The organism is Vagococcus allomyrinae (genome assembly GCF_017829975.1).
Taxonomy (GTDB): Bacteria; Bacillota; Bacilli; order Lactobacillales; family Vagococcaceae; genus Vagococcus_D; species Vagococcus_D allomyrinae.
The window spans coordinates 23920-45532 of the sequence record NZ_JAEEGA010000026.1; the positions used below are offsets into that span (position 1 = coordinate 23920).

A 21613-nucleotide genomic window follows, 5' to 3' on the forward strand; every position below is an offset into this window, starting at 1 on the left:
ATGAAAGTAACCGTATTAGGGTATTGGGGAGCGTTCCCTTGGAATGGCGAGGGGACTAGTTCTTATCTATTAGAAGCAGATGGTTTTAAGTTATTGATCGATGCTGGTAGCAGCACGTTAAACGTCTTACAGGAGCAACTAGACCCGCTGACTCTAGATGGGGTGATTATCTCTCACTACCATCACGACCACATTGCTGATTTAGGGGTGCTCCAGTATTATCGCCAGTTAAAGCCTAAAGGAGAGCCAATTCCTGAGTTGCCGATTTATGGCCATACTGAGGACCTTTTCCACTATGAATCGCTGACGATGGCGGGAGTATCACAAGGCTATCCTTATGACCCAGCGGAAAGTCTTGAGATTGGCCCTTTTCGTTTCACTTTTTTACGGACCGTTCATCCAGTGACTTGTTTTGCCATGAGAATCGAAGAAATCAAAACGGGGAGCGTTCTCGTTTACACTGCTGATTCTGGTTATTTGGCAGCTTTTGATGAGTTTGTTAAAGGCGCCGACGTGTTGATTGCGGATACTTATTTGCTGGCAGGGCAAGAAAAGCATCACGCCCACTTCACCTCGCAAGAAGCGGGGCTGATGGCTCGCCAAGGACAAGTTAAAACCTTAATTCTCAGCCATTTACAGCAGGAAATTGATTTGGATTTATTGCGGGAACAAGCACAGACTCACGCAGGTGATCAGGTGGCGGTGATCTTGGCGCAAACTAATTTAAGCGTGACAATTTAAAGGGAATGGAATGATGATACGATGTTATTTGTACCAAATGAAAACAATGACCCACGGATTAACCTAGCAATTGAAACCTATCTATTAAAAGAAAAGCCTTTAGATGAACCGATCTTACTCTTTTATATTAACGAGCCGTCGATTATTATTGGCCGCAACCAAAATACGATTGAAGAAATTAACATGGATTACGTAGCAGAAAAAGGCATTCATGTGGTTCGCCGCTTAAGTGGTGGCGGGGCGGTTTATCATGATTTTGGCAATTTAAACTTTAGTTTTATCATGCCGGATGACGGCAATTCCTTCCGTGACTTTGCGAAAGTGACTCAACCGATTATTGACGCTTTACACGCCATGGGTGTGGAAGGGGCTCAATTAAAGGGGCGCAATGATTTAGTGATCGGCGATAAAAAGTTTTCTGGCAATGCGATGTATGCGACGAATGGTCGGATGTTTGCTCATGGGACCATCATGTTTGACAGCGATGTGAATGAAGTCGTTAATGCGCTTAAAGTTCGTAAAGACAAGATTGAATCTAAGGGCATCAAGTCGATTCGGTCACGAGTGACGAACATTAAGCCTTTCTTATCAGATGAGTATCAAAATTTATCCACAGTTGATTTTCGTCAAGATATTCTGTTGCGCATCTTTGGTGTTGAGAGTTTGGCAGAGGTTAAAACTTACGAGTTAACGGAAGACGACTGGCAAAAGATCAACCAAATTTCAGATGAGTATTATCGCAATTGGGATTGGAACTATGGTCGTTCGCCGGAATTTGATTTGGTTCGTCGCGAGCGTTTTCCGATCGGTTCCATTGAAGCTAAGATGAATGTGGCCAACGGAAAAATTAACGATATCCGCATTTTTGGTGATTTTTTCGGTTTAGGAGAAATTGCTGACGTTGAAGAGACCTTAAAAGGCGTTCAATACGATAAAAAGTCAATTAGCGAGGCGGTCGCAACCATTGATTTAAAAAAATACTTTGGCAATGTGGAAGTAGCCGACTTAGTGAATCTCCTTTACTAAGGGGGGAAGACCTGACACCTACTAAAATGAGTTGACAAGACCGAGGGAACCTCCCTGGGTCTTGTTTATTTGATGATAAAGTGAAAAAATGAACTTGACTATTCCTAAATCCTTGCTTATGCTAATGGAAGGCGTGTTTTTACACGGGAAATAGGAGATGTGATGGTAAGTTGAAGTTCAAAATAGGGATGCGAACACTGAAGACGGGTCTGAGTGTGTTTATTTGCATGTTGATAACCTTTTTGTTTAAGCGTGAAACGTATATCGTATCGACGATTACAGCCGTTTTTAGCTTACGGGAGAATATGGAAAAGACCGTGATGTTTGGTAAACATCGAATTGCTGGCAATATTTTTGGCGCTTTGACGTCGTTGTTGGTCATTTTTATATTTGATGTCTTCGGCAATAGTCAACTGACCCAAATCATAACGATTCCCAGTGTGATTATCTTATTAATCACCTTATTATCGGGATTCGGTTATAATGAAGGCGTTGTAGGGGCGTGCGCCACCTTGCTGACAATTTTGTTTATGATACCAGATCAAGATTCTTATGTCTATGCTCTCAACCGTGTCATCGACAGTTTTATTGGCATGGGAGTGGCCTTAGGGATCAATGTGTTGATTAATCGCCGGGAACCGCTCATCTGTGAGGAACCAGAGGAGCTTGAATAGAAGAACGAACACTGTTAGCGAATTTTCGTTAATGGTTTTTTTCTTTATAAGGATTACATCCTACCTTTACACTATCTTCATATTAATTGGGTATATTTAAACAGTAGTGTCGCTGGCGGTTTATCAGGGTTGTTCGTTAAAAGAACTTAAATTGAGTGTTATTTAATGGAACGGGCGTTATGAATGTTGATATGGCTGTAATCCCTGTGATAGCTAGTAAGGAAACGTTATTTAAATAAGCATAATTAAAGAAAAAGATAACGGATTAGTGTATATTAAATCTAGAAAGCAAGACTTATTTTATGAAGTGGAAGGAGATGGTGTAGGTGAAACAAAAAGCGATGAGGACTTTCTTATTTGTCGCCTTATTGTCACTCATACAACCTGTGGCAGTGTCAGCGACTGAGGTAGTGTTAACACAAGCTGATCAAGTTGAAACCACAGCTGTTGCTCAAACACCTGAAACAACTGAAGGGAGCTCAGCTCTTCCTGAACAAGAAGAAGTACCTGAAACCTCGGTCAATGAAAACACAGAATCGAGTGTTCTACCTGATGAATCAAGCACAACGACAGAGACATCAGAAGGAACGGAAAGCTCGGAACCGTCAACTAGCCAACCAGAAGAAACCAAGCCAAGTGAGACGAAGCCGAGCGAAACGAAGCCGAGCGAAACGAAGCCAAGCGAAACGAAGCCAAGCGAAACGAAGCCAAGCGAAACGAAGCCAAGCGAAACGAAGCCGAGCGAAACGAAGCCAAGTGAAACGAAGCCAAGTGAAACCCAACCAAGTACAACACAACCTGCTTTGCCAGTGGCACCACAGGAGCCAGCTCAACCGACCAGTCCAGTTGGCCCAGTGGATGAAACGTCACCAAGTGGTGAATTAACAGGTGAGGTTGGCGGTGAAGCTACCTTTACTTTTAATAATACGACAGAGGAGTTCATCAAAAAAATTGGTCCCTTAGCGGCTAAAATTGGTGATGAACAAGGCTTATACGCCTCAGTAATGATTGCCCAAGCCATTTTGGAAAGTGCCTCAGGTAACTCGACATTAGCGGGGATGCCAAATTATAATTTATTTGGGATTAAAGGGAGCTACCAAGGGAAGTCCGTTGCGATGCCTACTCAGGAAGATACTGGATCGGGCTCTTTATACACGATTAATGCCAATTTTAGGCGTTATCCCACCTATAAAGAATCCTTAGAAGACTATGCTAAGTTGTTAAAAGAGGGCATTACTGGCAATGATGAGTTTTACAAAGGAACTTGGAAGGAACATGCTAAAACTTACCAAGAAGCCACTGCCTATTTAACAGGAAAATATGCCACGGATATTCATTACGCAGCTAAACTAAATGGGTTGATCAAAACCTATGAGTTAACCAAGTACGATGAGTTTGATAAAGAGATGGAAAAAATCTTGGCAGCGATGACGATGGGGCCTAAAGAAGAGAAATTAGTTGCTGAAGCAACGCAATTCTTAGGTTTACCATATGTTTGGGGCGGAACGACCATCAATGGGTTTGACTGTTCGGGCTTAGTTCAGTACGTCTATCAAAAAGCAGCCAATGTTAGTTTGCCTCGAGTGACGTGGCAACAAGAAACCGTTGGCACAGAAGTAGGGTTAGATGAATTAAAAACAGGCGATTTGCTGTTCTTTGGCGCTAGAGGTGCCACTCATCATGTGGCAATGTACTTAGGTGACGGATTATTTATCCATGCTCCTGAACCAGGCGATGTGGTCAAAATCACCTCAATCGCAGACTTTAAACCAGATTTTGCGAAACGAATTTTGAATTAGTTGCAGAAACTTGCTGAGAGGGAACTCTTTGCAAGTTTTTTTGGTTTTTCAAAGGCGGAATCGGTTATAATAAGGGAGAGGCAGATTGGAGGGATTGAATGAGTCATTATTGTGATACATGTGGAACTGAATTAGTTGAAAAAGACCATGAAGAAGGAGTTTTTCCATACTGCTCTGCTTGTCAGGTATATAAGTATCCTCACTTTTCTGTGGCCATGAGTACGATCTTACTTAATCCAGAGCAAGACCGTCTTTTATTAATCAAACAAGGTGGCAAAGAGGGATATATTTTAACGGCTGGTTATGTCTCTTTAGGGGAATCCGTGGAAGAGACTGTTGTACGAGAGGTCCAAGAGGAATTAGGGTTGTCGGTGACGGAATCCCGTTTCTTACGCAGTCGTTATTATGAGCCTTCAAAGACGTTGATGATGAACTTTGTTTCTGTTGTTGCTTCAGAGGACTACGTGCTAAAAGTAGATGAAGTTGATCAGGCGGATTGGTTTAGCTTTTGTGAAGCTAAAAAAGCGATTCGCTCGAATTCTTTGGCTGAACAATTTTTATTGAGTTATTTAAAGGAAGCTAGCAAGGCGTGAACGGTAGCGCCAGTCATAGGAAGCTGTCTTGTTAGACATCAAAAAGAAGTTAGCCTGATTAAACAGGGCTAACTTCTCTTTTTCTATTTAACGTCTTTGGTGTTTTCAACAATCGTTGTGACGATGCCGTAATCAACAGCTTCGTCCACACTTAACCAGAAATTACGGTCGGTATCAGCCGCAACTTTTTCATAAGAATTACCAGTTGCCGCCGCGATTAAACGGTTGACACGCTCGCGCATCCGTACGATTTCTTTGGCTTCAATTTGGATTTCAGTACTTTGTCCTTGAACACCACCAGCAGGTTGATGAATCATATAGCGGGTGTTTGGCAAGCTGTAACGGTTTTTCGCTTGAGCAGCTAGATAGATAGTAATACCAGCGCTGGCAACCCAGCCAGTCCCAATCACTTTGACTTCTGGCTTAACAAATTTGATCATATCATGAATGGTGTCGCCCGCTTCAACGTGACCACCTTGACTATTGATAAAAATAGTAATGGGTTCGTCACCTAAAGATTCCAATAATAATAATTGACTGGTGACTTCTTTCGCTAGATCTTGATCAATGCCACCGTAGATCAGAATCGTCCGATTTTCAATCATTTTTTTAGTTAATAAACTATTGACGTCTGTTGATTTTGTTTCTTCCATGGTTAGAGCCTCCATTAAGTTAGTTTTTATTAGCAAAAAGACTAATGTTGTTTACATCGCTCTGATTATCTTGTGAGAGATATCTAAAAATATCTTAGCACAAAGAAAAGGAATAAACAAAAGATTTGACCTTCTTTGACTAATCTTTTATCTATTCCGATCAGGGCCTATCTACGGACTTTTCGACCTAAGCCGACACCGTTACGCATTTTTTGTAATGTCTTATTAGCAACTCGCCGAGCCCTCTCAGCCCCGTCGTCCAGAATTAGATTGAGCTCATCTGACGCTAGGAGCTCCTTCTGGCGGATTTGAATCGGTTCTAAGACTGCGACAATGGCATCGCCTAAATCGGCTTTAAACTCGCCATAACCGGCCTCTGCGTACTGTTCAACTAAAGCAGGTATTGTTTTTTGAGAAACCGCCGCATAAATCGTCAGTAAATTGGAAATTCCCGGCTTATTTTCAACATCGTATTCAATTTTTCCACTTGAGTCAGTGACGGCTGAGCGAATTTTTTTGCGAATCACATTGGGTTCATCGAGCATTGAGATATAGCCCTTGGCGTTAACGTCTGATTTGCTCATTTTTTTGGTAGGTTCTTGCAAGCTCATGATGCGAGCCCCTTGTTCCGGAATTTTTACTTCTGGGACGATTAGGATAGGTTGTTTTTCTGTACCATAACGCTTATTAAAGCGTTCGACAAAGTCTCTGGTTAATTCTAAATGTTGTTTTTGATCGTCTCCTACAGGGACTAGATTGGCGTTGTATAAAATAATATCCGCGATCATTAGCGGTGGGTAAGTTAACAGGGCAGCGCTGACCCCGGTACGACCATTTTTTAATGATTTATCTTTAAATTGTGTCATTCGTTCCAACTCGCCAATCGTGGTATTACATTGGACAATCCAAGCAGCTTCAGCGTGGGCTGACACTTCTGATTGAATAAAGATCGTCGCTTTTTGCGGATCCAAGCCAACGGCCAAATAAAGGGCTGCTAGGCCAAGGGTTTGTTCTCTTAATTTTAGACGGTCTTGAGGAACGGTAATCGCATGCTCATCTACAATACAGTAATAGCAATTGTAGTCCTCCTGTAGAGCCACGAATTGTTGCATCGCGCCGATATAGTTACCAATAGTGGGGATCCCACTTGGCTGAATTCCGGAAAAAATTGTGTCCATAGTTGTCATCTTCCTAACTGTTATTTTTAAGGGATGATGAGCCTTCCTCACCACCCAACTCAGACCTAACCAAATCGGCTAGTGTTGCTCACTTATTATTATACTGGAAACCTCCAGAAAAAGACAGTTCATTTCAGAGTGAGGAAATCCGACTATTTAATAAAACTAATACAGAGAAATAACTGTATTAGTGTTTATTTAAGGTACGATTTACATTTGTGAACTTTTTATGAATATTGTATAATAATTACGGGAAGGTATTAAGAAATACATACAGGTCAAGGATTCTGGCAGTTTTTTTTCTTGACAAAAATTTAATTTGGTGTAGTAATTACTCGTAGAATGATGTATAATATAAGTTGTAAGAGTTACAGTTGAGGTTGCTGTAATAAATTATGGATGCAGATGTAGAGTGCATGAAAAAAGGAGTGAATCATATGCTAACACTATATACTTCTCCAAGTTGTACTTCTTGCCGTAAAGCAAGAGCGTGGTTATTGGAACAAGAAATTCCTTTTAGAGAACGTAATATCTTTTCAGAACCATTGGATATTACTGAATTGAAAGAGATTTTACGAATGACAGAGGATGGAACAGAAGAAATCATTTCGACACGTTCTAAAGTATTTCAAAAGTTGGATATGGATCTTGATGAATTGCCGCTACAAGAATTATTAAAACTAGTGCAAGAGAACCCAGGTTTGCTACGACGTCCAATTATGATTGATGAAAAACGACTACAAGTAGGCTTTAATGAAGATGAAATCCGTCGTTTCTTACCACGGGAAGTCCGTGCTTTAGAATTACGCCATGCCCAATTAATGGCAGGTTTATAGAATGATTTGGTACCTCGTCTGTTTTGACGAGGTATTTTTAGGATTTTTTTCTTTACTTTTGTAGGTTTTAGGCTACAATGTGACTATAGAGAATAATTTCTAATAATTTAGTATAGTTAAAGAAGAGAGGTGTAGCCAATATGGAAATGGAGCGCATTAATGAGAATACTATTCGGGTATTAATTGAGAACGAAGATTTAGAAGAACGTGGGGTTACTTTTTTGGATCTGTTAGGCAACCACAAGCAAATCGAGAATTTCTTTTACAGTATTTTAGAAGAAGTAGATATTGATGAGCAATTCCAAGAAACAGACGCAGTCACGTTTCAGGTGCTACCGAATCGGAATGGTTTAGAATTATTTATTAGTAAGAATATGATGATGGGTGACGATAATGAGATTCCTGAACTGTCTGAGATAATGAATCAAGATGCTTTTGGTGAATTTGTGAAAAAACAAATGTCTGATGGTACCCCTTTAGAAGAAATGACTAGCCCTGATCGCATCGACCGATACATCGATAATTTAGATTCGCCGGTAATCGAGTCAGTGGTTCGCTTGGATTCATTTGAAGATTTGATCGAACTGGCTAAAATGGTTAAATTTGAAAATGTTATTACTCATTTGTATCGATTAGAGGATGAACCAGATGCCTATTTCTTGCATGTCGTTTTCTTCTTAGAAGACACGACAGAATCACAGGTTAATGATGATATGTCAGTGATTTTGGAGTTTTCAAGTCTAACAAAAATCACCCCAGAGGTTCTGGAAGAGTACGGTCAATTGATTATGGAGCGCAGCGCTTTAGAACAAACCAGATATTACTTTAAGAAATAAGCAGAAGACCTGATCGTCTCCCATGATTAGGTCTTTTTTGCGTCTTTGCCAGTGGCTATTAGTTGCCATTTATTTGTGTGTTGAGGTAGACTGGAGAGATGGTTGATGAAGAATAAAATGGAGTGTTGAAGATGACAAAATATGAGAGCTTATTATTTGATGTAGATGAAACCCTATTGAACTTTAAGGAAGGGCAGTATAACGCAGTGACTCAATTATTTATCAGTCAAGGAGTGACCCTGACCCCGGAGATTCGCCAGCGTTATGAAGTTAAAAATGCCGCTCTGTGGCACGCTTTCGAAAAAGGGGAGCTGGCTAAGGAACAGGTATTAGCCGATCGCTTTACTTATATTTTTAACGAATGTGGGGTGAAACGAGACGGCCGGGAAATGGATCAAATCTTTCGTGGTTACTTAAAAGAAGAGGCAATTCTTTTGGATGGCGCCTTTGATATCATAGCGGAATTATCTCGCACTCACCAATTATATGTCGTGACGAACGGTGTCTCAGCGACTCAATACCGTCGCTTAGAGAAGTCTAAACTGGCCCCTTATTTTAACGAGATTTTTGTTTCGGAAGATACGGGATATCAAAAGCCGATGCCGGAATTTTTCCAGCATGCCTTTGAACGGATGACATCGTTTAATCCGGCTAAAACGCTGATCATTGGGGACTCGCTAATTGCAGATATCCAAGGAGGCAACCAGGCGGGAATTGACAGTTGCTGGTATAACCCTCAGGGCGTGGCAAATCAACAAGCGATCTTGCCAACCTATGAAATACAACAGCTAAGTCAGTTGCGGGAGATTGTTTAACAATATGAATAAAAAAGGTCAAAATCCCTTTGTCGGGATTTTGACCTTTTTTTCCTGAAGGGTGGTATTAATTCATGCCGATTAAATAATCGTCATCTTTCATCGCTTCAACAGACCCTAATAGATAGCCATTGCCAACTTGTGAGAAGAAGTCATGGTTGCTAGTGCCGGTTGAAATACCATTCATAATAATTGGGTTAACATCATTCGCTGTATCTGGGAAAAGTGGGTTTAGTCCCAGGTTCATCAAGGCTTTGTTGGCATTGTATCGCAAGAAAACCTTGACTTCTTCTGTCCAACCAAGTTCATCGTAGAGAAGTTCAGCGTATTTTTCTTCATTTTCATACAATTCGTATAATAAATTGTACATCCAATCTTCCATCTTGCCTTGTTCTTCTTCAGATAATTGATTGAAGCCCAATTGGAATTTATAGCCAATGTATGTGCCATGGACGGACTCGTCACGAATGATCAATTTAATGATTTCAGCCACGTTTGCTAATTTGTTGTTACCTAAGTAGCGCAAAGGGGTATAGAAACCGGAGTAGAACAAGAAGGTTTCCAAATAAACACTGGCAACTTTTCGCTCTAAAGGTGAGCCGGTTAAATAGATATCGTTGATGATTTTTGCTTTTTTTTGTAAGTACTCGTTTGTATTAGTCCATTCGAAGATTTCATCAATTTCTGTTTTGGTGTTCAGTGTGCTGAAAATGGACGAATAACTTTTAGCGTGAACGGATTCCATAAATTGAATATTGTTCAAGACCGCTTCTTCGTGAGGGGTCCGAATATCATGACGGATGGCATCGACGCCATTTTCTGATTGTAGGGTATCAAGTAATGTTAAACCACCAAAAACACGGCCGACTGTTTGTTTTTCCAAAGCCGATAACGTGCGCCAATCATCTAAATCATTGGATAGCGGAATGCGCGTATCCAACCAAAATTGTTCTGTTAATTTTTCCCATGTTGATTTATCGATGGCATCTTCGATGGCATTCCAGTTTATTGCTTCATAAAAAGTTTCACTCATTGGACTATTTCCTCCTATTTGAAAGGCTGTTTCGCCTGTATCGACGCGTTATTCATAACAGAAAAATAGGGAAAAATGTGGTGAATCACGCACATTTTTCCGTTTTTCTAAATTTAAAATGACTTGGCCCAAAACGATGGTTGTCACACCTTTAGATCACGCAGCTTTCGCATGAGTTGCTGCCGATTTCTTCTTCGTCGTCAGTAAAGGTGCGGATGTAGTAAATTGATTTGACGCCTTTATGGAAAGCGTAGTGACGCAAGATATTTAAATCACGAGTGGTTTGTTTTGGTGTGTCTTTCCATTCGTATAGGCCTTCTGGAATTTCTGAGCGCATGAAAAGTGTCATGCTCATTCCTTGGTCGATGTGTTGTTGGGCTGTGGCATAGACGTCGATGACTTTTCGCATGTCCATGTCATAGGCTGATTTGTAATAAGGTAAGGTGTCATTGTTTAAGTAAGGTGCTGGGTAATAGATCTTGCCAATTTTTTTCTCTTGGCGTTCTTCGATTAATCGCGTGATCGGATGGATACTAGCGCTTGTGTCGTTGATATAAGAAATCGAGCCATTAGGTGCCACTGCCAAGCGATTTTGGTGGTACATGCCGTCTTTTTTGATGGCATCGCGCAAGTTAGCCCAGTCTTCAGCAGTCGGAATAAAAATACCAGTAAAGAGTTCTTTGACTTTATCAAATTGTGGTGTGAATTCGCCTGTGACGTACTTATCGAAGTAAGTCCCTTTAGCGTAATCTGAATTTTCAAAGTTATGGAAGCTTTCCCCACGTTCTTTAGCGATATTGTTGCTTTCTACCAAGGTCCAGTAGTTTAATAGCATAAAGTAAATGTTAGTAAAGTCCAAAGATTCTGGTGAACCGTACTCCATTTGGTTCTTAGCAAAGTATGAATGTAAGCCCATTGCGCCAAGTCCAATTGTATGATTTAAATCATTGCCATTTTTAATGGATGGAACTACTTCGATGTTTGAGGCATCTGTCACATAAGTTAAAGCACGGGTCATGGTTCTGACTGATTTACCAAAGTCACGGCTGTTCATCAAGTTAGGAATATTGGTTGAACCTAAGTTACAGCTAATGTCTGTACCCAACGTTTCATATTCCTGACGATCATTAATGGCCGAAGGCTGTTGAACTTGTAAGATTTCAGAACAAAGGTTACTCATGATGATTTTACCATCAATTGGGTTTTGGCGATTTGCCGAATCAATATTGATGATATAAGGATAACCTGATTCTTGTTGGAGTTTACTGATTTCATTTTCAAGGTCACGAGCTTTGATTTTGGTTTTGCGAATCTTAGGATTAGCCACTAAATTATCGTACTCTTTTGTAATATCAAGATAAGAGAAGGGCACGCCGTACTCTTTTTCAACACTATAGGGACTAAATAGGTACATGTCAGCATTTTTTCGTGCCAATTCATAAAACTTATCGGGAACAGTTAAGCCAAGAGATAAGGTTTTAACGCGGATTTTTTCATCAGCATTTTCTTTTTTGGTGGATAAGAACATTTCAATATCTGGATGGAAGACGTTTAAGTAAACCACACCAGCCCCTTGACGTTGTCCTAATTGATTGCTGTAACTAAAGCTGTCTTCAAACAACTTCATCACAGGTACGACGCCACTTGCTGCGCCTTCGTAGCCTTTAATGGGGGCGCCACCTTCACGCAAGTTGTTCAGTGAAATACCAACACCGCCACCAATCCGTGATAGTTGCAAGGCGCTGTTAATCGAACGGCCAATACTGTTCATATCATCGGTGACTTGCAGTAAGAAACAAGACACTAATTCACCACGGCGCTTCCGTCCTGCATTTAAGAAAGAAGGGGTGGCCGGTTGATAGCGCTGATGAATCATTTCATCGGCAATATCTAGGGCTAATTGCTCATTGCCTTCAGCGAAGTACAAGGCATTAAAGGCCACACGATCTTCGTAACGCTCTAAGTATTGGGTGCCATCATTACTTTTAAGGGCGTACTGGGAATAAAACTTATAAGCTGCCATAAAGGATTTAAATTCGAAGTTTTGCTCTTCAAGGAAGGTGTAAAGCGAATCGATAAATTCAATAGAATAATTGCGGATAAATTCTTCTTCAAGAAAATCGTGTTCGATTAAATAGTCAATCTTTTCTTTGGTAGAGCCGAAGATCATCGTGTTAGGCTCGACATTTTCTTGGAAGAAAGCCGCTAAAGCCTCTTTATCTTTATGTAATGGAATTTGACCATCGACTGGGCGGTTGATTTCATTGTTTAATTTGAAGTAACTTACTTCATCTAGCTGTTTTAGACTCAATTTCACTCACTACTTTCTTAAAGTTTTCGACATCATCTGGTGTGCCATTCATTTCGAAATCGAATAGCATGGGGATTTGATACGCTTGTGCTAAATCTTTGGCTGTGTAGACATACAGATCGCCAAAATTTAAATTGCCACTGCCAGCAACGCCTTTGAGTTGCTGACGGTTGCTCTTAAATTCAATAAAGTCGTCCGCTACCTCGGTAATGTCTCTATCGTAAGTAGGAACGACTAATATATAAGGTTCATTTAGTTCGTGAAAGGGATTGGTTTGATCAATTTCGTAAGCAGGCAAGCCGACTTTTTTTATAAAGCGTCTGGTCTGTCCGGTGACGCTAAAATAAACAAGTTTCATGTTAAACAGCTAGAGCTCTCAATTGATCAGGTCTAAAGCCAACAATTGTCACATCTTCACTAGCCGTTACGACTGGTACACTACGATACCCTTGATCTTTTAACCAATCTATATATTGTGGTTCTGAATCGATGTTTACTTCGCTATATGAAATATTTTTATCGGTTAGAAACCGTTTTGTCATTTTGCATTGTGGGCAGTTATCTTTAGTATATAATGTAATATTAGTCATGTTAATTACCTCCAAGGAATTTCGTTTTTTAACTAATTACTAGTATACCCCCTACAGAAAAAAAGTCAACTCAAAAACACCATATATTGTGCCTGAAACACGAACGAACACAACGTTTGGTAGGTGTTAACTTTCACAAAACTGATTTATCGAGCTTTCATAAGGCTTTTTCATCCAAAAAAAAACCGAAATATTACCATATTTTTTTCGGGGCACATCATCTAGATAAGCGCAATCGCTTTCTTGGAATTTTGGCGGAATGAAGGGAGGGTTTTTCAAGATAATCTGAGAAAAATCATATCTATATGTTGTGTCTTGCTAAAAGGGGGAGTTAGTTGAAAAGAGAAAAAATGACGTCTAAAAGTCGCTTTCGCTGAGCTGTTTCGTGAAAAAAAGCGCAATATCAGGCGAAAAGCCATTGACAAACAAGAGGAAGGGGGATAATATAAGGGTAACAAATGAGAATGATTATCAATATCGTTAAGATCTGACATGTGAAAATAACAACAAATAAACGAGGTGAAAGAATGCTTAATTTACAAGAAGGTTCTGTGGGAACTGTTTATTATTTTAAGGAAGTGGTGGATGCCAGTACATCTGAACGCCATTTAGCTAACTTAGGCTTTGTTAAGGGGGCAAAAATTAGAATTATTTCCCAAGACAAACGGGGAGACTTGATTATTTTGGTTAAGGATGCTCGTCTGGCTATTAGCCCAAGTGTTGCCAGTCAAGTGATCGTTTCAACGGAGAGCAGCCAACCAATTCATTGTCAAACGCTAGACGGTGTGGGGATTGGGGCGGTCACTAAAGTTGAAAACGTTTTAGGTAGTGGGCTGCTTCGTCGACGATTGATGGATATGGGCTTAACTCGCGGGGTTGATGTGATGATTCGTAAAGTGGCGCCTTTAGGGGATCCGATTGAAGTCACTATTCGTGGGTATGAGTTAACCTTGCGTAAAGCTGAAGCGGAATTAGTTTTAGTAAAGGAAGTTTAAAACGATGGCCAATAAAATTGTAGCTTTAGCAGGAAATCCTAATAGCGGCAAGACCAGTCTCTTTAACGAATTAACCGGTGCCAATCAATCTGTGGGAAATTGGCCTGGTGTGACCGTTGAGCGCAAAGAAGGCCATTATAGGAAAGATAAGTCAGTTATTATTCAGGATTTGCCCGGCATCTATTCGCTGGCACCTTATACACCGGAAGAAGTCGTCGCACGTAATTATCTTTTACAAGAACGGCCGGATGTCATTCTGAATGTGGTGGACGGTACCAATTTGGAACGAAATTTATATTTGAGTTTACAGTTAATGGATTTAGGTATCCCCGTGGTTGTGGCACTTAATATGATGGATGTCTTAAAGAAGCAGAAAAAAGAGATCAATTTAGAAAAGCTTGCCTACGGTTTAGGGATCAAGATTGTTGGTACCAGTGCGGTTAAGCGGCAAGGCATTGATGAGGCCATCGAGACGGCTATAAAAGTTGCCGACCAACCAGCGCCACAGCCGATCACTTATGACCCTCGTTTGGAAACTGCCCTAAAGGAAATTACTTCTATAATAGAAGGTAAAAACCTGTTGTCAATCGCGGGCCGTAGCGTGACGCCTGAAACAGAACGTTGGTACAGCATGAAATTATTTGAACGTGATGCCCAAGTATTAGCAGACTTGGCGTTAACGTCAGCTGAAAAAAAAGAGATTGATGAGATTGTCAGTATTACGGAAAAAATAATTGGTGATGATAGCGAAAGTATTTTAATCAATGAACGTTATGATTATATAACAAAATTAGTCAAACTATGTGTGATTAGTCAAGAGGATTTTAAGTTAACCCTTAGTGATCAGGTCGATAGAATAGTGACCAATCGTTTTTTTGCTCTGCCAATTTTCGCTTTTATCATGTGGTTAGTGTATTACCTCTCGATTCAGACTGTGGGAACTATGGGAACCGATTGGGTTAACGACACCTTGTTTGGGGAGCTTGTTCCCTCAGCAGTTGGCAATTTGTTGCTTCAGTTAAAGGTTGCCACCTGGATGCAGAGTTTAATCTTAGATGGCATTATTGCAGGAGTGGGAGCGGTTCTTGGTTTTGTGCCCCAGTTGATTGTTCTTTTTCTGTGTTTAGCTATTTTAGAAGATTGTGGCTATATGTCGCGAATTGCCTTCGTCATGGATCGCCTGTTTCGCCGTTTTGGCATGTCAGGAAAATCCTTTATCCCGATGCTAATTGCCACCGGCTGCGGTGTTCCAGGGGTTATGGCCAGTCGGACGATTGAAAATGAAAAGGACCGTAAAATTACCATTATGGTGACGACTTTTATGCCCTGTTCAGCTAAATTACCGATTATTGCCTTAATTGCAGGGGCCTTTTTCCCACATGCTAGTTGGGTGGCGCCTTCTGCCTACTTTATTGGCATGAGTGCGATTGTCTTATCAGGAATTGTTTTGAAAAAAGTCAAAACGTTTGCCGGTGATGTTTCGCCTTTTATTATGGAATTACCCGCTTATCATTTGCCGAGAGTACGAGGTGTTTTACAACAAACCTGGCACCGTAGTTTTGCTTTTGTCAAAAAAGCTGGAACGATTATCTTTGTTTCCAGTATTTTGATTTGGTTCTTGTCAAGTTTTAATCTGAAGTTGCAAATGGTGACGGCGGATCAAAGTATTTTAGCTAATCTAGGGAACTTAATCGCCTTTATTTTTGTGCCACTAGGTTGGGGGGATTGGCGAGCAACTGTGGCAACCGTAACAGGACTTATTGCCAAAGAAAACGTAGTGAATACGTTTGGTATTTTATTTGGTGGTTTTAGTGAAGTCTCTGAAGCGGGCAATGAGGTCTGGCCGGCCTTAAGAGCCGCTTATACACCTGTGGCGGCCTACTCTTTCCTCGTCTTTAACTTGCTTTGTGCCCCTTGTTTCGCTGCAATTGGGGCGATTCATCGCGAGATGGCCGATTTGAAGTGGACGATGGCCGCTGTTGGTTTTCAGTGCGGCGTTGCCTACTTAGCCAGTTTTGTTGTGTACCAACTAGGCCATGTCTTCTTTGAAGGAGGACGTTTCGGCCTAGGAGCTAGCCTAGGAATTGGTGTTGTAGTGGCCTTGATGTACTTATTGATAAGAAAACCAAAACACGTTGTGGCAACCTTATCAACCATATAGAAGGGACGGATAAATATGTCAACCTTAATCTTAAGTCTGATAATTTTCGGAGGAGCGGCGTATATCATCTATCGAACATACTTTAAAAAGAATCGCCAAGACAGTTGTCACGATTGTGATTGCCCAGCCAAACCATCCCATTTAAACAGTAAATAAACCTCAAAAACTGTCACTACTGACAGTTTTTTATGGGCTGTAAAGCTTGATTTGATCAGGTTTTTGTTAAAGTCAGTCAATGGTAAGCACCTGAAAGATAAAAAATCGCCTGTGAATAGTAACTAAAAAGAAACTGCAGACAATAATTGTCTCAGTTTTTTTTAAAACTTATTTTTATGAATAGTTATGTTAAAAAAATAGAACCTCAACGGATGAGTGATGGCATCACTCATTAAATAACGGAGTTAAATAATCTGAATGCGACTATGTCAATGGGTATAAGTTTTTAAAATGACAGATCTTCAAATGAGTGATAGTATCACTCAACAGGCGGTTTGTTAGTTTTAGGGTGTTATTTAAGAAATTTACCGCTAAGCGTCTAATTGTTTGTGGCATCTGTGGTCTTAATAAACCGTTATGCTAAAAAAACAATTCCTCAACGGATGAGTGATGACATCACTCATTAAATAACGGAGTTAAACGATATGGATAAGGTTATGTCAATGGGTACGAGTTTTTAAAATGACAGATCTTCAAATGAGTGATAGCATCACTCAACAGGCGGTTTGTTAGTTTTAGCGTGTTATTTAAGAAATTTACCGCTAAGCGTCTAATTGTTTGTTGCATCTGTGGTCTTAATAAACCGTTATGCTAAAAAAACAATTCCTCAACGGATGAGTGACGGTATCACTCATTAAATAACTGCGTCAAACAATATGGATAAGGTTATGTCAATGGTTATAAGTTTTTAAAATGACAGATCTTCAAATGAGTGATAGCATCACTCAGCAAGCAATTTGCTAGTTCTGCTTTGTTATTTGACCACCTGTCTAATGTTCTTTTCCACTAGTTTAAATCAAACTCTTTAACTCTCTTTTTAACCGTTTAGAGGGCTAGACAGCGACTAAAATAATCATTACGCAAAGCCTTAACCTTCATCCTTTATAATTGAAACATATCACATTTCGGAGATAAAGTCAATATTTTTTTTAGCGAAACAGGACTATGCTAATTCACCGTCTATTAGGGTTTAAAAAAGCTTGATTTATAAGCCTTTTGCTAGGGGGGCAGTTGTCTAGTGTCTGGAAAAAAGAAAATTGCTCGTCATTTTTAAGTAATTGTTGTGGAAAGGCTCTTATATCTGAAAAAAATCAATTGTGGTTAATAACCTAAACTGGTCTTGACTGCTTCAGCGAAAAGGGAATCAAGATGTTTTTGATGAAGTAGCTTTTCTAAGGTCTTTAATTCTTTTATTTTAACAAAGAAAAACACTTGCTATTGAACATGGCCAGTGCTAAAATATGTCTTGTAGTTATTTTTTGGGCTGTTAGCTCAGTTGGTAGAGCAACGGACTCTTAATCCGTGGGTCGCGGGTTCGAACCCCTCACAGCCCATTGGGTGCCAAACCCATGAGAATGGTATCACATCGGCGTTTTCGGACGTTTGGAAGATGTGATGCGCATTCTCTTTTTTTATTGAAAATAGCTAACTGGGCAAGAAATTGGGCAACTCTTAATATAGTTTCGGTATAAAATAACAACAATTGGTCAGAAAAATGTTGAAAATTCGTCACTTGCTTTCTCGTCAATTTCCTTTAACGCGTGGGAGTAAATATTCGTTGTAGTGCTAAAGTTTATATTTATTATGTCTTTATCGGATTAAAAAGCCCGTATTTGTTATACGGACAAGTTTTATGAATGCCGAATCATGTAATTAACTATTCTAGTCACATCATTTTGTTGATACTCAGTGCTTGTCAATTGGATCATACGATTACTTTGAATAGCACCCGCGTCAAATTTTTTCTCTAAAGTAGGGAGAACAACTACTAAATCAAAATCTAATCGGATTATTTCATCAGAATCCGATTCTGTAGAGTCGAAATCAAATTGCCACTGTAACCTCTTTAGCTGTATTTCTTTTTGGACTTGAGTAACTAGTTTTTGATTGTTTCCAATCCTGAAAAGTGAGGATACGATATCTTGTTTATTGGCTGCAAATTGACCACCAAAGATGGGGGTTGGTCCATAGATGAGTATTCCTTTTTTCATTAAATCAACTCCTTTATGCATCATTATATCCAATCATATTTTAAAACGATACTTACAATGTTGTAACCAGCTATTTTTCTAATTAGTGGCAATATTGTAAGTGTTTTATTTTAGATGATTATATGGAAGAAAAGAAGTGGTATCAGAACAAAGTGATTTATCTCCCATTGCTAATTGTTCTGGGGGCTTGGTATTGGCGTGAACTACGTTACTTTTTTTGCATAATAATTATTTTTGTGAGCTCCTTATGAAGTTAATTGCGAACTATAAACAGTGACTGTGAGTTCGTTATGGAAGTATTACCATAAGAATCAGCGACAGGATGTTGTCCATTTGGGCCCGCATTAACTTCGCTATCAACCTGTACTTGTGAAGTGAGGTCACCGTTGTTTAGATTTTATCATATCAATAATTTCTATAACTGTGAGAATACAACCAAGTAGGAGACTGATTAAGAAAAATAAAATAACTATCTTAAAGTTAAAAAAAGTTGCATAGAGTATATAAGCAAGCAGAAGAATAAAAAATAATTTGACTAGTTTGTCTTTTCTTCTCTGATGTATCCATTCTTTATCAGACATGCGATTTCCTCCTACAGGAAAAGCGTACCATATTTCACTCCGCTTTAAAATGTAATATTATTACCCCATTAGCATAAACAAAATTTCGAATAGTTGAAACATAATAAAAGCCCCTCTTTATTTATACGAGAGCATTGAATAGAAAAAGTGCCTGCGTTCCAAGGCCAGTGGACTTTCTGGAAAGCGTAAAGTCATCAGCTTGCTGACATCTACGAGGGGTTAATTGACAATGTTCAAGAGTTTTCAATGCCTGCAGATGTACAAATTGAAAAATGGCAAGGATTCGCTGTTGCTGATGAAATAGCCTCAGATTTTTCTGATATTGCCTTAAAGTATGCCAAAGAGCTACTTGAAAACGAGTGGCTAACCTTAACTCAGTATCGTCTTTTTTTAGAGATAGATAAACGCTTAGCTGGTATGAGTAAACAGAAAGACTTATGGTCAGTGGAAGCTTTGAGAAGTGCTGATGACTGGGAAGAGTGTCGCGCAAAGGGGCGAGAATTGTTAAAAGCCTTGGGAGATTGATCACTAGTCACGGTTAGTTGTTTTTTACCAAGACAAGATGAGAATGCTGTCACATCGGTGTCACAAGACTCCTTTGAAGACGAGATAGCATTCTCTTTTTTGTGTGTAAGTTAATAGGCATCAGCGAATTTTTTCAACTCCTTCTTCGTCATCTCAGGCAACTTGTTGTAGGCAATTGACTCAATTGCCCCTTGTAAGCAGTAGAGATGAACAAGGCAAACTTCAGGATAAAAGGCTTTCAATTTGATAAATGCCCCGCGACTTCCTAAGTCTTTCAGTTGTTCAGCTGAATGGACGCCAACCGCATTTAGTTTTTTTTCGATCGTCGTGCCGATATTTGGTAAAGATGATAATTTTTCCACGATTTTCACCTCCTTTTTTAAACAAAGTGATCATGCTAGAGTTAAAACTTCCAAGAGTGTTGCCAAAATTTTGGTTCTTCCGTTAGGTTAAGCTAGAGTCGGTTGATGATGGTAGAACTTTACGACTAGGGGCAGAACTACCACACTTAATCACTTGCATTGTACCATAAAAATCACTCTCAGGTTAAGGGGCGAGCGATTTTTATGAGACCATCTGATTACTTTTGGATGAAGCGAATAAGCGTCTTAATGGTTGAGGGCGCCGGTTAATCATCAGTGAGTGGCGCTGTTGCTAAATAGTGATCGTTTAAGTTTTCGGCAAGTTCTTTTGCTTGAGCTAAAGCTCGCCAGTCTTTACTGGCAGGGGTGACAGCTGTTTTTAGGGAAAAAACTTTGCCAATACAATCGGTCTTAAGGTGGTGAAAGAGAATATCGGCTGAGCGCTCGGCGCTGATTGTGTCGCCATCACCTGCACCCGCTATAATTAAGACGCCTTTTTTGTGTTTAGTGATCAATTCGATATTTCGAAACTGGCGAGCGGTCCAGAAATATTGAAAACGACTGCACATGCTTAATAAGGGGCCGCTAAGCTCTGAAAAATAAAGAGTTGAGACGATAATCACGTTATCATACTCATTTATTTTGCTGTAAAGAGTTTGCATCTGATCTGCCATAGGGCACTCGGTTTGTTGCCAGCAATGGCGACAGTCATTGCAAGGGCTAATGAGCTGATCGTAGGCGGAAAAGAGGGTGACCTCACCGATTAAATGCTTTCGCAATGTTTTGAAAATTTTCATAGAATCCCCATTTTTATGCAATAGCCGAGAACACTCGCGACTTTAGTCGTGTAGATGAATCGGCTTCAGTTGTGGCATAGCTTTAGCTATGTTGAACAGCCGATATCATATCTATTAAAATCTTTTTGGAATTTAACGATGACATATGTTAAACTATTTCCAAGGAGGTTTTTTCATGTCAGAAGTACATCATGGTCGTGGTTATGTCTATTCTATACAGTATCATTTAGTTTGGTGTGTGACATATAGACATCATATTTTGCACGGAGACATTGATACATATGTTAAAAAATTATTAAACCAGATTGCATTAGATAATGATAGTCAAATCATTGAAATGGAGTCAGATAAAGACCATATTCACTTATTTATTGAATGCAAACCTCAACATTATATTCCTAATATAATGAAAGCATTTAAAGGCGTGTCTGCACGGCTCTTGTTGAAAGCGTATCCCGAACTTAAAAAGAGTCTGTGGGGTGGTCCTCTTTGGAATCCTAGCTACTTTGTCGCGACAGTTAGTGAAAATACAGACGAGCAAATTAGACACTACATACAACATCAAAAAAAGAAATAACTAGTAGCAAAAGAGGTGAATGGTAATGTTACGCCATAAAGCGTATAAATTTAGATTGTATCCGAACGTCGAGCAGGAAATCTTAATCAATAAAACAATCGGGTCATCTAGATTTGTCTATAATTATATGTTAAATGCTTGGAATACATCCTTTAAGGAAACTGGTAAAGGTTTATCTTATGGCAAGTGTTCTGCCATGTTGCCTTCTATGAAAAAATCAGAAGAGACATCATGGTTAAAAGAAGTTGATAGTGTCGCGTTACAATCATCTATTAAGAATTTAGCTGAATCATTTGATCGGTTTTTCAACAAACAAACTCAAT

General features: G+C 39.7%; 24 protein-coding genes and 1 tRNA gene. 15 read left to right on the forward strand and 10 right to left on the reverse strand.

The window, feature by feature from the left end:
• The 5 genes from I6N95_RS25450 to I6N95_RS25470 all read left to right on the forward strand — a co-directional run bounded on the left by I6N95_RS25450 (window position 1) and on the right by I6N95_RS25470 (window position 4833).
• Window positions 1-741 carry an MBL fold metallo-hydrolase gene (locus I6N95_RS25450; RefSeq protein ID WP_209532768.1) on the forward strand — a complete coding sequence of 247 codons (741 nt, stop codon included), beginning with the start codon at window positions 1-3 and terminating at the stop codon, window positions 739-741.
• Between the two features lie 21 nt (window positions 742-762).
• Window positions 763-1767, forward strand: coding sequence for a lipoate--protein ligase (gene lplA / locus I6N95_RS25455; RefSeq protein ID WP_209532770.1), 1005 nt, complete (start codon window positions 763-765; stop codon window positions 1765-1767).
• A gap of 188 nt (window positions 1768-1955) precedes the next feature.
• Window positions 1956-2441: an FUSC family protein gene (locus I6N95_RS25460; protein WP_209532819.1), complete on the forward strand. Its 486-nt coding sequence runs from the start codon at window positions 1956-1958 to the stop codon at window positions 2439-2441.
• Window positions 2442-2767: 326 nt separating this feature from the next.
• Window positions 2768-4240, forward strand: a complete 1473-nt coding sequence (locus I6N95_RS27600) for a glucosaminidase domain-containing protein (protein ID WP_209532772.1) — start codon at window positions 2768-2770, stop codon at window positions 4238-4240.
• A 98-nt stretch (window positions 4241-4338) separates the two neighbouring features.
• A complete protein-coding gene (locus tag I6N95_RS25470) occupies window positions 4339-4833 on the forward strand; it encodes an NAD(+) diphosphatase (protein ID WP_209532774.1) in 495 nt (164 codons plus the stop codon).
• An 83-nt stretch (window positions 4834-4916) separates the two neighbouring features.
• On the opposite strand, the gene I6N95_RS25475 is transcribed toward I6N95_RS25470, so the two are convergent.
• Together I6N95_RS25475 and trpS are read right to left on the reverse strand one after the other, a co-directional pair.
• On the reverse strand, window positions 4917-5486 hold the full coding sequence (locus I6N95_RS25475; RefSeq protein ID WP_245249880.1) for an ATP-dependent Clp protease proteolytic subunit: 570 nt from the start codon (window positions 5484-5486) through the stop codon (window positions 4917-4919).
• 167 nt (window positions 5487-5653) lie between these two features.
• Entirely contained in the window at window positions 5654-6664 is a 1011-nt protein-coding gene (gene trpS, locus I6N95_RS25480) for a tryptophan--tRNA ligase (RefSeq protein ID WP_209532778.1), read from the reverse strand.
• A 437-nt stretch (window positions 6665-7101) separates the two neighbouring features.
• Between trpS and spxA the strand changes: the two genes are divergently transcribed.
• The 3 genes from spxA (at window position 7102) to I6N95_RS25495 (ending at window position 9151) form a co-directional block, all read left to right on the forward strand.
• A complete protein-coding gene (gene spxA, locus I6N95_RS25485) occupies window positions 7102-7500 on the forward strand; it encodes a transcriptional regulator SpxA (protein ID WP_209532780.1) in 399 nt (132 codons plus the stop codon).
• 140 nt (window positions 7501-7640) lie between these two features.
• Window positions 7641-8336: an adaptor protein MecA gene (locus tag I6N95_RS25490; RefSeq protein WP_209532782.1), complete on the forward strand. Its 696-nt coding sequence runs from the start codon at window positions 7641-7643 to the stop codon at window positions 8334-8336.
• A 131-nt stretch (window positions 8337-8467) separates the two neighbouring features.
• A complete protein-coding gene (locus I6N95_RS25495) occupies window positions 8468-9151 on the forward strand; it encodes a YjjG family noncanonical pyrimidine nucleotidase (RefSeq protein ID WP_209532783.1) in 684 nt (227 codons plus the stop codon).
• Window positions 9152-9218: 67 nt separating this feature from the next.
• Here I6N95_RS25495 and nrdF read toward each other — a convergent pair whose 3' ends face one another.
• From nrdF to nrdH, 4 genes are all read right to left on the reverse strand, one after another.
• Complete coding sequence (gene nrdF, locus I6N95_RS25500; RefSeq protein ID WP_209532786.1) at window positions 9219-10184, reverse strand: class 1b ribonucleoside-diphosphate reductase subunit beta; 966 nt, start codon at window positions 10182-10184, stop codon at window positions 9219-9221.
• 151 nt (window positions 10185-10335) lie between these two features.
• Window positions 10336-12495 (reverse strand): class 1b ribonucleoside-diphosphate reductase subunit alpha, encoded by a 2160-nt coding sequence (nrdE, locus tag I6N95_RS25505; protein WP_209532821.1) that lies wholly within the window; start codon window positions 12493-12495, stop codon window positions 10336-10338.
• Entirely contained in the window at window positions 12473-12853 is a 381-nt protein-coding gene (gene nrdI / locus I6N95_RS25510) for a class Ib ribonucleoside-diphosphate reductase assembly flavoprotein NrdI (protein WP_209532788.1), read from the reverse strand. Before nrdI ends, nrdE begins: the two co-directional genes overlap by 23 nt.
• A gap of 1 nt (window position 12854) precedes the next feature.
• Entirely contained in the window at window positions 12855-13085 is a 231-nt protein-coding gene (gene nrdH / locus I6N95_RS25515) for a glutaredoxin-like protein NrdH (RefSeq protein ID WP_209532790.1), read from the reverse strand.
• 527 nt (window positions 13086-13612) lie between these two features.
• Here nrdH and I6N95_RS25520 point away from each other — a divergent pair.
• The 4 genes from I6N95_RS25520 to I6N95_RS25535 all read left to right on the forward strand — a co-directional run bounded on the left by I6N95_RS25520 (window position 13613) and on the right by I6N95_RS25535 (window position 17791).
• Window positions 13613-14080 (forward strand): FeoA family protein, encoded by a 468-nt coding sequence (locus tag I6N95_RS25520; RefSeq protein ID WP_209532792.1) that lies wholly within the window; start codon window positions 13613-13615, stop codon window positions 14078-14080.
• A 4-nt stretch (window positions 14081-14084) separates the two neighbouring features.
• Window positions 14085-16241 (forward strand): ferrous iron transport protein B, encoded by a 2157-nt coding sequence (gene feoB, locus I6N95_RS25525; protein WP_209532794.1) that lies wholly within the window; start codon window positions 14085-14087, stop codon window positions 16239-16241.
• 15 nt (window positions 16242-16256) lie between these two features.
• Complete coding sequence (locus tag I6N95_RS25530) at window positions 16257-16397, forward strand: FeoB-associated Cys-rich membrane protein (protein ID WP_209532796.1); 141 nt, start codon at window positions 16257-16259, stop codon at window positions 16395-16397.
• A gap of 1321 nt (window positions 16398-17718) precedes the next feature.
• Window positions 17719-17791 (forward strand) — tRNA-Lys (locus I6N95_RS25535).
• Between the two features lie 297 nt (window positions 17792-18088).
• Here I6N95_RS25535 and I6N95_RS25540 read toward each other — a convergent pair.
• Window positions 18089-18448 (reverse strand): hypothetical protein, encoded by a 360-nt coding sequence (locus I6N95_RS25540; protein WP_209532798.1) that lies wholly within the window; start codon window positions 18446-18448, stop codon window positions 18089-18091.
• 380 nt (window positions 18449-18828) lie between these two features.
• Window positions 18829-19029 (reverse strand): hypothetical protein, encoded by a 201-nt coding sequence (locus tag I6N95_RS25545; RefSeq protein ID WP_209532800.1) that lies wholly within the window; start codon window positions 19027-19029, stop codon window positions 18829-18831.
• A gap of 246 nt (window positions 19030-19275) precedes the next feature.
• Here I6N95_RS25545 and I6N95_RS25550 point away from each other — a divergent pair, with 246 nt between their 5' ends.
• The gene (locus tag I6N95_RS25550) at window positions 19276-19554 is read left to right on the forward strand and encodes a hypothetical protein (protein ID WP_245249881.1); all 279 of its coding nucleotides are present in this window, start codon (window positions 19276-19278) and stop codon (window positions 19552-19554) included.
• Window positions 19555-19664: 110 nt separating this feature from the next.
• Here I6N95_RS25550 and I6N95_RS25555 read toward each other — a convergent pair whose 3' ends face one another.
• Both I6N95_RS25555 and I6N95_RS25560 read right to left on the reverse strand, forming a co-directional pair.
• Window positions 19665-19916: a TfoX/Sxy family protein gene (locus I6N95_RS25555; protein ID WP_209532802.1), complete on the reverse strand. Its 252-nt coding sequence runs from the start codon at window positions 19914-19916 to the stop codon at window positions 19665-19667.
• 266 nt (window positions 19917-20182) lie between these two features.
• Window positions 20183-20713: a flavodoxin family protein gene (locus tag I6N95_RS25560; protein ID WP_209532804.1), complete on the reverse strand. Its 531-nt coding sequence runs from the start codon at window positions 20711-20713 to the stop codon at window positions 20183-20185.
• Between the two features lie 175 nt (window positions 20714-20888).
• Between I6N95_RS25560 and tnpA the strand changes: the two genes are divergently transcribed.
• Together tnpA and I6N95_RS25570 are read left to right on the forward strand one after the other, a co-directional pair.
• Window positions 20889-21290 (forward strand): IS200/IS605 family transposase, encoded by a 402-nt coding sequence (gene tnpA, locus I6N95_RS25565; protein WP_209532806.1) that lies wholly within the window; start codon window positions 20889-20891, stop codon window positions 21288-21290.
• Between the two features lie 25 nt (window positions 21291-21315).
• The coding region (locus I6N95_RS25570) for a helix-turn-helix domain-containing protein (RefSeq protein ID WP_209532808.1) at window positions 21316-21613 on the forward strand (298 nt) is incomplete at its 3' end.